The sequence below is a fragment of the Gemmiger qucibialis genome (assembly GCF_027689445.1).
Classification (GTDB): Bacteria; Bacillota; Clostridia; order Oscillospirales; family Ruminococcaceae; genus Gemmiger; species Gemmiger qucibialis.
Genome location: NZ_JAQFEN010000002.1, coordinates 405,043 through 418,508, shown reverse-complemented (window position 1 = coordinate 418,508; position 13,466 = coordinate 405,043). Strand labels below are relative to the sequence as shown.

Below are 13,466 nucleotides of genomic sequence, written 5' to 3'. Positions count from 1 at the left end.
CTGCTGTTTATTTTTAGGCAACACCGCACAATTCCCGCCTTGCGGCTTAAGCACCGCTCCGGCAGCTGCGGCACGGCATCTGCGTTGCCAAAATGCTCGATAAGACATCCAGTATTATCTGCGCTTTTGGCTTAGCATCTGCCGCACCTCGCTCGCCGTATCGGCACTTAGAATTATGCGGTATTGCCTTTATAATCCGGGCGTATTATCTGCCTCTAAAATGGCGTCGTTTTCTTCTTTATACTTGGCTGCGGTATCGCTGTCCAGCACATACACATTCACGGCAATCACTGCATTATCAACGCTTTCGGAGTAAGTCTCGTAATACAGGTCAATAAATGCGCTCCCCGTCATCATGGCTGTGCCGGTATCTGCCGCATAAGCATAACCGTACACAAACCGGCCGTCTGCGGAGGTAATATACATCAGGCTGCCATAGGGAATCACATTGGGGTTGACCGCCACCGTACCATAGGTCAGCCGCCGCCCCGAAGATCCTTTTGCCGTCGGCGATGCCGAATACCCGGTGGAACGCTGTGCGGTATAAGTCGCCGCAATGCCCTCGCATGGTTTGCCGTCCACGATCTCGGGGCCCACGAAGGAGCTGACAGGTGCCTGATCGTCATAGTGTTTTATAATGGTGGGCACCATTTCTATCACAGTTTCGCGGTTCGTTTCTGTTGTGTCAGTCAGTTCGCCATCCACATAGGTTTCCCGGTAGCTCACGCTGCACAGGCCGTCGCTGCCCTGCCGGATCAGCTGTTCTTTGCTCTGTTTGCGGTAGAACAGGCTGGTTTCCACATACTGGGTCTCAGTGGGAATCACTTCGTCCTGAGTGTATTCTTCATAGCGCACCCGCTGGATGGTCACCATGGTGTTTTCCTGGGCCGGGGTATCCAGCGCAGGCTCAATCCAGTCATCTGGGCCAAGGGTAATGCCGGCTTCCGCCAGAGCATCTCCCACGGTGCCGCCGGTCACCACAACCTCCTGCACACCGCCGTCCACCGTGACGGGCACGGTGTAAGCGCGCAGGATGTGGATCTGGTCAAGGCCTGCATCCTCGGTAATTTCCAGCTCGTCCTCGGTATCGGGTGCCGCAATGCCGGCTTGCTGCATCAGCGTTTTGATATCATGCGCCGAGGTGATAGCCATGCCCTGTGCACCGTGGGTATCGGTAATTTTAACCACATGCAGCTGGCTGCCGGTGAAGGCCACACAGCCCGCCAGCGCCCCCAGGCTTACCAGCAGAGTTCCCCACCGCGGCAACCCAAGCGCGGCACGGCGCCGGATATGCTCTTTTGTTTTTGTTGATAACATAAGTTCCCCTTCCACATCAAGTCCAACCGCCTGAACGGGCAGGCACTATGTTCCTGACTGTAACAGAAAACACGTCATAAAAAATGTCGGCCCAAAATGAGCCGACATAATAAGAATCGGATTGAATAAATCAGCGCTTGCTGAACTGCGGTGCGCGACGAGCGGCTTTGAGACCGTATTTCTTACGTTCCTTCATACGAGGATCGCGGGTCAGGAAGCCAGCCTTCTTCAGGGTGCTGCGCAGCTCGGGGTCGAACTGCAGCAGAGCGCGGGACAGGCCGTGGCGGATAGCGCCAGCCTGGCCGGAAGTACCGCCGCCGACAACGTTAATCACGATGTCGAACTTGCCATCGGTGTTGGTCAGAGCCAGCGGGCTGCGGACCATCAGCTTCAGGGTTTCCAGGCCGAAGTAATCGTCGATATCACGATTGTTGATGGTAATCTTGCCGGTGCCATTGTAGACGCGGACGCGGGCAACGGAATGCTTACGACGGCCAGTGCCGTAGAAATACTGTTTAGTTTCGTACATCTTCTATTGCCTCCTTATCAAAATTCCACAACTTCGGGCTTCTGGGCAGCATGTGCATGCTCAGCAGTCTTGTAGCAGTGCAGGCGGGTCATAGCCTTAGCGCCCAGGGTGTTGGAAGGAACCATGCCCTTAACAGCGTAGGTCATAGCCTTATCGCTGGCTTCAGCCATCAAGGTCTTATACTGGGTTTCCTTCAGGCCGCCGATCCAGCCAGAATGGGTGCGATGATACTTCTTTTCCAGCTTCTTGCCAGTCAGAACAGCTTCGTCGCAGTTAATCACGATGACATGGTCACCGCAGTCAACATTGGGGGTAAAGGTAGTCTTGTTCTTACCACGCAGCAGGACAGCGGCCTGGGCAGCAACGCGGCCGAGCGGTTTGCCGGCAGCATCAATAACATACCACTTGCGGTCGACCATCTCAGCGGGCTTAGCGAGAGTAGTGCTCATGATTTGAATCCTCCATACTTTATAGTGACGCATCCGAATCATTTCGGTTTATTCAAAGCGCAATGCACAGCACGGCACTGCGCTGATTTCGCGCAAGTATGATTTTAGCAAATACGCGCTGTTTCGTCAAGGGATTTTGCAAATAAAATCATTTTATTCTCGCGTAGCTCTTGTTTTCTTGCGTTTTCTCTTGTTTTCTAACGTTTTCGTAAACGGCATTTTACTGTTTTGCCTTTTGCACCTGTTTTTGTGTACCCTGCAGCAAAGTGTTCTGCCCGCTTTGTGCAGTCTGCTGGTTTCCGGTTTTCTCCCCTGCCCTGCTTTGCCAGCCAAACTGCGGCGCGGGTGCGGCTTTGTTTTTGCAGCTCCTGTGCGGTGCTTTGATAAAATTCTTCCGATTTGGCTGCGGCTGTTGGCATTGGACAGCAGGATGTGCTATAATAGCGATGTTTATAGTATCGTCTTAGAGTGTATAAAGGTAAGGTGGAACGGGCATGCAGCGCTTGGAGGGTCTGCTGCGCAAGGCAGTGCAGGATTACGAGATGATCGCACCGGGCGACCGGGTATGCGTTGGTGTTTCCGGCGGGAAGGACAGCGTTGCGCTGACCGTGGCGCTGGGACACCTGCGGCGGTATCTCGGCGTTCCGTTTGAGGTCATGGCGGTCACGCTGGACCCGCGCTTTGGCGGGGTGGAAGCCGACTACCAGCCACTTGCGGACCTGTTTGCGCAGGAAGGCATTCCTTACGAAATACGGCGCACGGATATCGGCCCCGTGGTATTTGATTACCGCAAAGAGCCGAACCCCTGCGCGCTGTGTGCCAAAATGCGGCGCGGGGCACTGCACGCTGCCGCGCAGGAACTTGGCTGCAACAAAGTGGCGCTGGGGCACCACCTGGATGATGCCGTGGAGACTTTTTACATGAACCTTTGGCGGGAAGGCCGTATTGGGTGTTTTTCGCCCGTGACCTATCTGGACCAGCGCAACATTACGCTGATCCGGCCAATGATCTTTGCCACCGAAAGCGAGGTAAAAAGCGCGGTATACCACGCCGGGCTGCCCATCATCAAAAGCCGCTGCCCGGCTGATGGCGCCACAGTGCGCGAACAGACCAAATTGTTTGTGCAGCAGATGAGCCGGGACGACCCGGCTTTCCGTCAGAAAACACTGCACGCTTTGCAGCAAAGCGGCATTGACGGCTGGCGGCCGCTGCATACCGGGCGCACGCGGGGTTAGATTCCCTGTTGTGTTTTGTATCGAAATGGGGTGGATTGCAATGACGAACGAACTGTACGAAAAGCATTGTTGGGCATTGGTTGATCTGGATGCTATGCAGAGCAACCTGGCACTGATCCAAAAGACGGTGGGCGCGCCGGTGTGCTGCGTTGTCAAGGCGGACGCTTACGGCCACGGCGCCGCTGTGGCCGGGCCCTGGCTGGAAGAAAACGGTGCAGCCGCTTTTGCGGTCAGCTGCCTGGCCGAAGCGCGGCACCTGCGCCGCCACGGGATCAGTAAACCCATCTTGATTTTGGGCTACACCGACCCGCTGCAGGTGGATCAGCTGGCGTTCAACTGCATTACCCAGACCGTCTATTCCGAAGAGTATGCCAAGGCGCTTTCCGCTGCCGCCCAAAACGCCGGCGTGGAGGTATACTGCCACTTTAAGGTTGATACCGGTATGGGACGCATTGGGTTCAGCGTGCGTTCTGACTTTGAGGCGGCAATCGCTGCCATGGAGCGCTGCGCCGCCCTGCCCAAGCTGCACTTCAGCGGTATTTTCCAGCATTTTGCCGTGGCAGACAGCACCACGCCGGAAAACGAAGCCTACACCCAAGCCCAGCACGCCCTGTTTGAGCGCACCGTGCAGCGGCTGCAGGCGGACGGCGTTGCCCTGCACACCATCCATTGCGCCAACTCTGCCGCACAAATGCGCTACCCGGAATGGCACCACAGCCTGACCCGCGCAGGCATTATCCTGTATGGGCTGGACCCCAGCCCGGAAGTGCATTTTGACGGCCTGCGCCCCACCATGACGCTGAAAAGTGTTGTGGAATTTGTAAAGGACCTTTTACCCGGCGAGAGCGTGAGCTATGGCCGCACCTACACAGCCAACACACCCCGCAAGGTTGCCACCGTATGCGTTGGCTATGCGGACGGCTACCCCCGCGCGCTTTCCGGCAGCAATGGCAACCCCAATGCGGGGGTTATGAGCATCCACGGAAAGCCCGCCCCGATAATCGGCCGGGTGTGCATGGATCAGACCCTGGTGGATGTGACCGACATCCCCGATGTTAAAATGAATGATGAAGTAACGGTATTCGGCCCTGAAAACGCTGCGATCGGCGCAGATACCGCCGACAGCATTGCAGCTAAGACCGGCACCATCAACTATGAAATTATCTGCGGCATCAGCCGCCGGGTTCCCCGTGTTTACCTGCGGGACGGCGCGCCGGTGCGTATCTGGAACGATTTGGAGGAAACCTGATGGCACGCGACAATATTCGCAACTTTTGTATCATTGCCCACATTGACCACGGCAAGTCCACACTGTCGGACCGTATTCTGGAGCTGACCGACAGCGTGGACAAGCGCACCATGGAGGACCAGATTCTGGACGACATGGAGCTGGAACGCGAGCGCGGCATTACCATCAAAGCCCGCGCCGTTACCATGCACTACCACGCCGATGACGGCAAGGAATACGAATTCAACCTGATCGACACGCCGGGCCACGTTGACTTTCAGTACGAAGTCAGCCGCAGCCTGGCTGCCTGTGAGGGTGCCATCCTGGTGGTGGATGCCAGCCAGGGCGTGGAAGCCCAGACGCTGGCCAACTGCTACCTGGCCATTGACCACAACCTGGAAGTTGTGCCCATCCTGAATAAGATTGACCTGCCCAGCGCTGACCCGGATGCCGCCGCCAAAGAGGTGGAGGATGTCATCGGTCTGCCCTGCATGGATGCCCCGCGCGTGAGCGCCAAGATGGGCATCAATATCCGCGAAGTGCTGGAACGCGTGGTGCAGGATGTTCCCGCCCCGCAGGGCGACCCCGATGCCCCGCTGAAAGCCCTGATCTTTGACTCCATTTACGACAGCTACAAGGGCGTTATCGTCTATGTGCGCGTGTTTGAAGGCACCGTGCGCCCCGGCGATACCATCAAGCTGATGAACACCGGCGCAACCTTCCAGCTGGTGGAAGTAGGCCACATGGGTGCTACTGCCCTGGCCCCCTGCGATAAGCTGGAGGCCGGTGAAGTCGGCTACCTGACAGCCTCCATCAAGACCGTGCGCGATACCCGCGTGGGCGATACCATCACCCTGGCCGAAGCCCCCACGGCGGAAGCTCTGCCCGGTTTCCGCCAGGTAACGCCGATGGTGTTCTGCGGCATTTACCCCGCCGATGGCGCCGACTACCCTGATTTGAAAGATGCGCTGGAAAAGCTGCAGCTGAACGATGCCGCCTTGAGCTTTGAGCCGGAAACCAGTGCAGCCCTGGGCTTCGGCTTCCGCTGCGGGTTCCTTGGGCTGCTGCACATGGAAATCATCACCGAGCGGTTGGAGCGCGAGTTTGACCTTGACCTGATCACCACCACCCCCGGTGTTCAGTACCGGCTGACCTTGACGGACGGCACGGTGGAAGTGATCGATAACCCCTCCGCCTATCCCGACCCGGCCCGCATTGCCAAGGCGGAAGAACCATTTGTGGATGCCCACATTTACACCCCCAACGATTATGTTGGCCCGCTGATGGACCTGTGCCAGCAAAAGCGTGGCACCCTGATTGCGATGGATTACCTGGATGAGACTCGCGTGGACCTGCATTACCAGATTCCGCTGGGCGAGATTGTTTATGACTTCTTTGACGCCATCAAGAGCCGCAGCCGCGGTTACGCCAGCTATGACTATGCGTGGGAGGGCTGGCACCAGTCCGAGCTGGTCAAGCTAGACTTCCTGCTGAACGGCGAGATCGTGGATGCGCTTTCGATGATTGTATTTGCGGATAACGCTTACGCCAAGGGGCGCCGCATCTGCGAAAAGCTGAAGGAGAACATCCCGCGCGCTTTGTTTGAAATTCCCATTCAGGCGGCCGTGGGCGGCAAGATCATTGCCCGCGAAACAGTCAAGGCCGTGCGCAAGGATGTTTTGGCCAAGTGCTATGGCGGCGATATTACCCGTAAAAAGAAGCTGCTGGAAAAGCAGAAAGCCGGTAAAAAGAAGATGCGCAAACTGGGCAGCGTGACCCTGCCCAGCGAAGCCTTTACCGCCGTGCTGAAGCTGGATTCCGATACCTGATTGACTACAGCACCATAGATAGCAGCACCCGCCGGGGCGGCGCAGCACAACAGCTGCCTGCCCCGGCGGGTTTGTTTTTGGCGCGGCGCATTTAGGCCAGTGGCCGAATATAAAACGACCACCCCCTGCCCTGCCGCACAAGGTTTTACCGTGCGGTCGGGGCAAGGGGTGGTTTTGTGTTATTTTCGTTCAGGCGTTCAGCTTACCGCCGGGCGGCAGCGAACGCGGCAAAAGAGTTCAGCGGATCTCAATGCCCAGCTTGAACTTGAGGTTGCCGAGGATTTTCTTGACAAAGCGGTCCACATCGGCAGCTTCCAGGGCTTTGTTTTCCGGTGCAAAGTGCAAGGTGAACGCCATGCTCTTTTTGCCGGCGCCAATGGCTTCGCTGCGGTAGATATCAAACAGCTCCACATCGGCCAGCTGCTTGCAGGCGCGCTTCATTTCGGCAATGATGGTGCCGCAGGGGGTTTCCTCGTCAGCAACCAGAGCCAGGTCACGGGCCACGGTATCGAACTCCGGCAGCGGATGATAACGCAGACCGGCAGGCAGCTGTGCCACCAGCGTCTCGTAATCGATCTCGCCCAGGAAGATCTTCTGGTTGGCGCGGCTGTCACGCGGCAGATCCAGACCGGCCTGCACATCGTTGGCCAGCTTGCCAAAGCTGCCCACACGCACGCCGTTGCACAGGATGTAAGCGGCAATGCCGGGGTGCAGGTAAGGCACATCCTCGGCACGCTCCACCTCAAAGGTTACGCCGAAGGAAGCAGCCAGGTCTTCCAGTGCGCCCTTAACGGCAAAGAAGTCCTCATGCTCACCAAAGGCCACAAAGCCCAGGTGCAGGCGCTCTTCCGGCAGTTCGGTCAGCGGAAGCTGTTTGGGCACATAAATGTTGGAAAGCTCAAACAGGCGGCCGGCAGCGTTGCCCTTTTTCAGATTGGTAACCGCCACGTTCAACAGGCTGGGTGCCAGCAGGGAGCGCATGATGGTCAGGTTGGAGGAGATGGGGTTGACAATGCGGATGGCATTGCGCTCCGGTGCATCGGGGGCAATGTGCAGGGCATCCAGGTCGGCATCCGCATAGAATGCCAGCGTCATAGCCTCATAGAAGCCTTGGGCACACATAGCGCTCTTGAGCTTATCGCGGCGGTGCTGGTCAGCCGTCAGGCCCCCGGTGGTGACCTGGGCAGCTTTCAGGAAGGTGGGGGTGATATGGTCATAGCCATATTCACGGATCACTTCCTCGGCCAGGTCCGGCTCGCCGATCTCGATATCCTCGCGGTAGCGCGGAGCAACCACCTGCATGGTGTCACCGTCGGCTTCCATCGTCACTTCAAAGCTGAGCTTTTTCAGGATGGCCAGAATTTCCTCGGTGGGCACGGTAATGCCCAGAATGGCGTTGATGGCGCTGATGCGGGCGGTGAAGTGCTTGCCTTTACGCGGAGCCCCGGCAGAGCAGTCAAACTCGGTGGCGGTCACTTCGCCGCAGCCCAGCTCCTGGATCAGGTGCAGGGCGCGGGCCATGCCCAGCTCGGTGATATATTCGCTGATGCCCTTCTCGTAATGGGCGGAAGCATCCGTGTTCTGGCCAAGGCCGCGGGCGGTCTTGCGGATGTTATCGCGGGCAAACTTGGCAGATTCAAACAGCAGCTGGGTAGTTTCCGGCTTGATCTCGCTGTTCAGGCCGCCCATAACACCGGCCAGGGCAACCGGCTTTTCGCCATCGCAGATGACCAGGTTCTGGGGGGTCAGGGTAAACTCCTTGCTGTCCAGCGTGGTGATCTTCTCGCCGTCCTTGGCACGGCGCACAATGATCTGGCAGCTTTCCAGCGTGTCCATATCAAAGGCGTGCATCGGCTGGCCGATTTCCAGCATGACATAGTTGGTGATATCCACCACGTTGGAAATGCTGCGCAGGCCGCACAAGGCCAGCTGGCGGCGCATCCAGCGCGGAGATTCACCGGTGGTGATGTTGCGCACATAGTGGCCCAGGTAGCGCGGGCACAGGTCCGGTGCTTCCACCGTAATGCTCAGGCGCGGGTCCTTGTAATCGCTCACGGTGTAATCGGTGGCAGGCATTTTCAGGGGCTTATTCAGCACAGCGGCAACTTCGCGTGCAATGCCCAGAACGCTCTGGCAGTCGGCACGGTTGGCGGTGATGGAGATATCAAAGATATAATCATCCAACCCAACAACCTGCTGAATGGGGGTTCCGGGCACGGTATCTTTGGGCAGGTCCAGCAGGCCGTATACCTCAGCGCCGGGGTACAGGTCCTCGTTCAGACCCAGTTCCTCGCCGGAGCAGAGCATACCGTTGGATTCAATGCCCATCAAGGGCTTTGCCTTGATCTTGATGCCTCCGGGCAGCGTGGAGCCGTCCAGAGCAGCGGGGGTGTGCATACCGGCGTACACATTGGACGCACCGGTGGAGATCTGAATATCATGGCCATAGTCGCCGCAGTCCACCTTACAGATATGCAGGTGGGTGCCCTCCTGGGGCACGCACTCGGTCACAACGCCAACAACAACCTTGCTGATCTCAGCGCCAAGGTCGATGAGTTCTTCTACTTCAAAGCCACAGTCGAATAGTTTGGTTTCCAGCTCCTGGGCGGAAACATCAATATCCACATACTGTTTAAGCCAGCTGAATGGTACTTTCATTGTTGTTCCCCTCCTTAACCCTTGAACTGTTCGAGGAAGCGCAGGTCGTTCTCGAACATCAGGCCGATGTTGTTGATGCCGTACTTAAGCATGGCGATACGCTCGATACCGATACCGAAAGCAAAGCCGGAGTATACCTCAGGGTCAATGCCGCAGTTTTCCAGCACGCTGCGGTGCACAACGCCAGCCCCCAGAACTTCGATCCAGCCACTGTGCTTGCACAGAGGGCAGCCCTTGCCGTGGCATTCAAAGCAACTTACGTCAACCTCCACACTGGGCTCAGTGAACGGGAAATAGGACGGGCGCAGGCGGGTTTTGACCTCCGGGCCAAACAAAGCCTGCACAAAGCGGTCCAGCATGCCCTGCAGGTCGCACAGGGTAATGCCCTTATCCACAACCAGACCTTCCATCTGGTGGAACATCGGGGAGTGGGTTGCGTCAGAGTCAGAGCGGAACACGCGGCCGGGCACCAGAACCTTGATGGGGGGCTTTTCCTTATCCATCACACGGATCTGGCCGCCGCTGGTCTGGGTGCGCAGAACAATGTCATCCGCCACATAGAAGGTATCCTGCATATCGCGGGCCGGGTGGTTTTTGGGTACGTTCAGGCGGGTAAAGTTGTGGTCATCGTCCTCAATTTCGGGGCCTTCGTAAATTTCAAAGCCCATGCCGGCAAACACATCAATGATCTCATTCTTGATCTGGGTGATAGGATGCAGTGCGCCGGTGGCGTGGTGGGTGCCGGGCAGGGTGATATCCACGGCTTCGTCCTTGTTGCGGGCGGCAAGTTCGGCCTTTTCGATCTCGGCGGAAGCAGCCTGATACTGGCCCTCCACCCAGACCTTGAATTCGTTGATGGTTTTACCGGCGGCGGGGCGTTCCTCTTTGGGAACATCGCGCAGGGACTTGGTCAGTCCGGTCACGCTGCCGTTTTTGCTCAGATACTTCTGCCAAAAGGCGGAAAGTTCATCTTTGTTGTGCACTGCTGCAAGGTCGGCTTCCAGCTCGGCGCGCAGTGCGGCGATTTTTTCTTCCATAATGCACCTCTTTGATGATTTACGGGGCGAAGGCTGCTCGCTTTTGCTGCAAAACAAAATAAAAAAGCCCCGTCCCTGAACGGTAAAATCAGGGACGAAGCTGTAACATTCATTTACACTCCGCGGTACCACCCGTGTTCCGCCAAACCATGTCTGGCGGCACTCGATGCTTTGTAACGGGGCAGACCGTCCCGCGCTAATGGCTGCAATGCAGGGTTCACACAGGCCGCTCAGGAGCGAACTTCTGCCAGCAGGCTTTCGGGGCGGCTTACAGCCGATGGCCGCCCTCTCTGTGCTAAGTTTGCAGGCATACTTTCTCCGTCAATGCGTTTAACATAAAGCATTATAGGCCGTTTGGCCTTTTTTGTCAACCCTGGACGCACAGCAAAAAGAGCGCTGCCCCTTGCGGAACAGCGCCCTTTTTTCAAATTATCAAAACCGATCAGTTGTTGCGGCGGGAACGGCCCACGATGCGGACGATATACAGGAAGATGTTGATATAATCCAGGTACAGGCTGAGTGCGCCGATGATGGAGGATTTGTGCAGCATGGAAGCATCGCCGCCATAGTAGGCGTAATAGTACTTCAGCTTCTGGGTGTCATAAGCCGTGAACAGCATAAACACCAGGACCGAAACCGCGCAAAGCACGATATCCATCATACCAAAGCCCGCGCCGGTCAGCATGCCGATCAGGCCGCCCACCAGGCTGGTCAAAATAATGGCAATCAAAGCACCCATCAGGTTGATACCCCAGCCGCTCAAATCGCGCTGGGTTCGGGCACCGTAAACAGCCATAACGCCAAAGTACACGGTACCAACCAGGAACGCCAGAATCAGCGTGGAAAGATCATAGATGATAAAGTAGGTGCTCAGGTTGATGCCGTTCAGCACCGCATAGGCGAAGAACAGCCCCGTTGCGGTGGTGGGCTGCAGGCGTTCCACCCTGGCGGACAGAACCGCAACCAGCACCAGCTCCGCAATGCTCAGGAGGAATACCAGGCCAGTGCTGAACATCAGCTCAAACAGCGGGGTGGTAACGGTAAGCAATGCCGTTGCAAAGGTAACCAGCAAACCGGCGGCCATCCAGCCGTAGGTGCGGGTCATATACTGGTTTAACGTGCCGAACGGACTTTCGGCATAGGAGATATTATAATATTTCTGGTCCATAAAACAGACCCCTTTCTTTTTGGCTGATTCTATTATATACTCTGTATTGAGTGAAATGTGTTATCGATATGTGAATTCTCTATTACACTTTTCCGTTCCTGCCCTATTTTAAGGCAATACCGCATAATTCTAAGTGCCGATACGGCGAGCGAGGTGCGGCAGCTGCTAAGCCAAAAGCGCAGATAATACTTTGTGTATTATCGAGCATTTTGGCAACGCAGATGCCGTGCCGCAGCCGCCGGAGCGGTGCTTAAGCCGTTAGGCGGGAATTGTGCGGTGTTGCCTTAACGGAATTCTATCATTTTTGCAAGATAAGGAGCCATGCCTTGCCCAACCCCGATACTTACGGCATTTACCTGCACATTCCTTACTGCCGCAGCAAATGCCGCTATTGTGATTTTTACTCTGCCCCCGGCACGCGCGGGGTGCCGGATGAATATGTAACTGCACTGCTGCGCGAACTTTCCAAAAGCTCCCGCAGGCCGGACACGTTATATTTTGGCGGCGGCACCCCCGCCCTGCTGCGGCCGGACCAGGTGCACCGACTGATCAAAGCCGCCGCCCCGCTGCCGGGTGCGGAGATCACGCTGGAAGCCAACCCCGATGTAGTGACGCCGGAAAATCTGGCTGGTTTTGCAGCCGCCGGGGTAACCCGCATCAGCTTTGGGGTACAGAGCGCAGACGACGCCCAGTTGCGCCGCCTGGGCCGCACCCATACCGCTGCTGCCGCCGCGCAGGCGTTTGCCTGGGCGCGGGAGGCAGGCTTCCGGGAGATCTGCGGGGATATTATGCTGGCGCTGCCCTATTATTCCATCGCGGAGTTTGATAAAACCCTTGCCCTGCTGCAGGCGGGTGGCTGCACCCATATTTCGGCCTACCTGCTCAAAATCGAGCCCGGCACCGCCTTTGGCCGCAACCCGCCGCCGGGCCTGCCGGATGCCGACGCCGCTGCGGAGTTTTACCTGTACGCCGTGCAGCGTCTGGCGCAGGAGGGCTACCGGCAATACGAGATCAGCAACTTTGCCTGCCCCGGCCACGAAGGGCGGCACAATCTGCTGTATTGGAACTGTAAAGATTACTGGGGCATTGGTCCGGCGGCCCACAGCTGCCTGGGCAGTGTGCGCCGCTTTTGGCCCAATGACACCGCTGCTTTTATTGCCGGGACTGTTCAAGAGCAGTACGAAGGCCCCTGCAACGCCGAGGATTACCTGATCATGCAGTTGCGCCTTTGCAGCGGGCTGAATCTGACCGAGTATGCGGCCCGGTACGGCGTTCGGTTCGATGCCGGCCAGATGGCATTTTTGCGCCACTGCGCCGCCAGCGGCTATGCTGTGTTGGATGGCGATACCCTGCGGCTGACGCCGAATGGCATGATCGTGCAGAATGCCATTCTGGAAGAACTGATTTGATTTTCAAAAATATCCGCCGTCCATATGGGTGCTTTGGGCCACTGGCTGGTCGTGCAGCCCCATCGAAACGCCCAGTGCTTCATCCACGCGGCGCATGTCATCTTCCGGAATGCGCCCGGCGCGCTCCCTCAGGCGGCGTTTATCCAGTGTGCGAATTTGTTCGGTCAGCACAATGCTGTCTTTGGCCAGGCCGCAGCGGTTGGCCCGCACGCCGATATGGGTGGGCAGGCGGTTTTTATCCTGCCTGCTGGTGATGGCGGCAGCGATCACGGTGGGGCTGTGCCGGTTGCCGATATCGTTCTGAATGATAAGTACCGGCCTGATTCCCCCCTGCTCCGACCCAACCACCGGGCTGAGATCTGCGTAAAACACTTCACCTCTGTGCACTTCCATAACAAAACCTCCCTGCTGATACTGCAATGCGTTCTGTTTACAGTATAAGCAGGGAGGCTTTATTTTAATCATGAATCGGTGGGGCAAAAAAGCATTGCGATTCTATCTGGCGGGGAATGCAAGTGGTTGCCATATGCCCAACATGCGGGGCAGCAAGCATCGTCCCCTACAAATGATTTGCAGCGTTTGCTGCAATCAGCAAGGTTTCCATGCG

Annotated in this window: 11 protein-coding genes and 1 other annotated feature; of the genes, 4 read left to right on the top strand and 7 right to left on the bottom strand. The window is 57.1% G+C overall.

The window, feature by feature from the left end; all coding sequences use genetic code 11:
- Window positions 1-189: 189 nt before the first annotated feature.
- The 3 genes from PG062_RS05740 to rplM all read right to left on the bottom strand — a co-directional run bounded on the left by PG062_RS05740 (window position 190) and on the right by rplM (window position 2,295).
- On the bottom strand, window positions 190-1,317 hold the full coding sequence (locus PG062_RS05740) for a resuscitation-promoting factor (protein ID WP_270751551.1): 1,128 nt from the start codon (window positions 1,315-1,317) through the stop codon (window positions 190-192).
- Between the two features lie 130 nt (window positions 1,318-1,447).
- Window positions 1,448-1,846 carry a 30S ribosomal protein S9 gene (gene rpsI / locus PG062_RS05735; RefSeq protein WP_113998908.1) on the bottom strand — a complete coding sequence of 133 codons (399 nt, stop codon included), beginning with the start codon at window positions 1,844-1,846 and terminating at the stop codon, window positions 1,448-1,450.
- Window positions 1,847-1,863: 17 nt separating this feature from the next.
- A complete protein-coding gene (gene rplM, locus PG062_RS05730) occupies window positions 1,864-2,295 on the bottom strand; it encodes a 50S ribosomal protein L13 (protein ID WP_270751550.1) in 432 nt (143 codons plus the stop codon).
- Window positions 2,296-2,789: 494 nt separating this feature from the next.
- Between rplM and PG062_RS05725 the strand changes: the two genes are divergently transcribed.
- The 3 genes from PG062_RS05725 to lepA are packed head-to-tail and all read left to right on the top strand — an operon-like array spanning window position 2,790 to window position 6,587.
- Window positions 2,790-3,530, top strand: coding sequence for a tRNA 2-thiocytidine biosynthesis TtcA family protein (locus PG062_RS05725; protein WP_270751549.1), 741 nt, complete (start codon window positions 2,790-2,792; stop codon window positions 3,528-3,530).
- A 40-nt stretch (window positions 3,531-3,570) separates the two neighbouring features.
- Window positions 3,571-4,779: an alanine racemase gene (alr, locus tag PG062_RS05720; RefSeq protein WP_270751548.1), complete on the top strand. Its 1,209-nt coding sequence runs from the start codon at window positions 3,571-3,573 to the stop codon at window positions 4,777-4,779.
- Window positions 4,779-6,587: a translation elongation factor 4 gene (gene lepA / locus PG062_RS05715; RefSeq protein WP_113998912.1), complete on the top strand. Its 1,809-nt coding sequence runs from the start codon at window positions 4,779-4,781 to the stop codon at window positions 6,585-6,587. Before alr ends, lepA begins: the two co-directional genes overlap by 1 nt.
- A 237-nt stretch (window positions 6,588-6,824) precedes the next feature.
- On the opposite strand, the gene pheT is transcribed toward lepA, so the two are convergent.
- The 3 genes from pheT to PG062_RS05700 all read right to left on the bottom strand — a co-directional run bounded on the left by pheT (window position 6,825) and on the right by PG062_RS05700 (window position 11,450).
- On the bottom strand, window positions 6,825-9,245 hold the full coding sequence (gene pheT, locus PG062_RS05710; protein WP_270751546.1) for a phenylalanine--tRNA ligase subunit beta: 2,421 nt from the start codon (window positions 9,243-9,245) through the stop codon (window positions 6,825-6,827).
- Window positions 9,246-9,259: 14 nt separating this feature from the next.
- Window positions 9,260-10,282, bottom strand: coding sequence for a phenylalanine--tRNA ligase subunit alpha (pheS, locus tag PG062_RS05705; protein ID WP_270751545.1), 1,023 nt, complete (start codon window positions 10,280-10,282; stop codon window positions 9,260-9,262).
- 87 nt (window positions 10,283-10,369) lie between these two features.
- Window positions 10,370-10,616, bottom strand: a binding site (T-box leader).
- Window positions 10,617-10,724: 108 nt separating this feature from the next.
- Window positions 10,725-11,450 (bottom strand): Bax inhibitor-1/YccA family protein, encoded by a 726-nt coding sequence (locus tag PG062_RS05700; RefSeq protein WP_270751544.1) that lies wholly within the window; start codon window positions 11,448-11,450, stop codon window positions 10,725-10,727.
- Between the two features lie 326 nt (window positions 11,451-11,776).
- On the opposite strand from PG062_RS05700, the gene hemW reads away from it, so the two are divergent.
- Window positions 11,777-12,859, top strand: coding sequence for a radical SAM family heme chaperone HemW (gene hemW, locus PG062_RS05695; RefSeq protein ID WP_270751543.1), 1,083 nt, complete (start codon window positions 11,777-11,779; stop codon window positions 12,857-12,859).
- Window positions 12,860-12,862: 3 nt separating this feature from the next.
- On the opposite strand, the gene PG062_RS05690 is transcribed toward hemW, so the two are convergent.
- Window positions 12,863-13,252 (bottom strand): type II toxin-antitoxin system PemK/MazF family toxin, encoded by a 390-nt coding sequence (locus tag PG062_RS05690; protein WP_270751542.1) that lies wholly within the window; start codon window positions 13,250-13,252, stop codon window positions 12,863-12,865.
- Window positions 13,253-13,466: the final 214 nt, after the last annotated feature.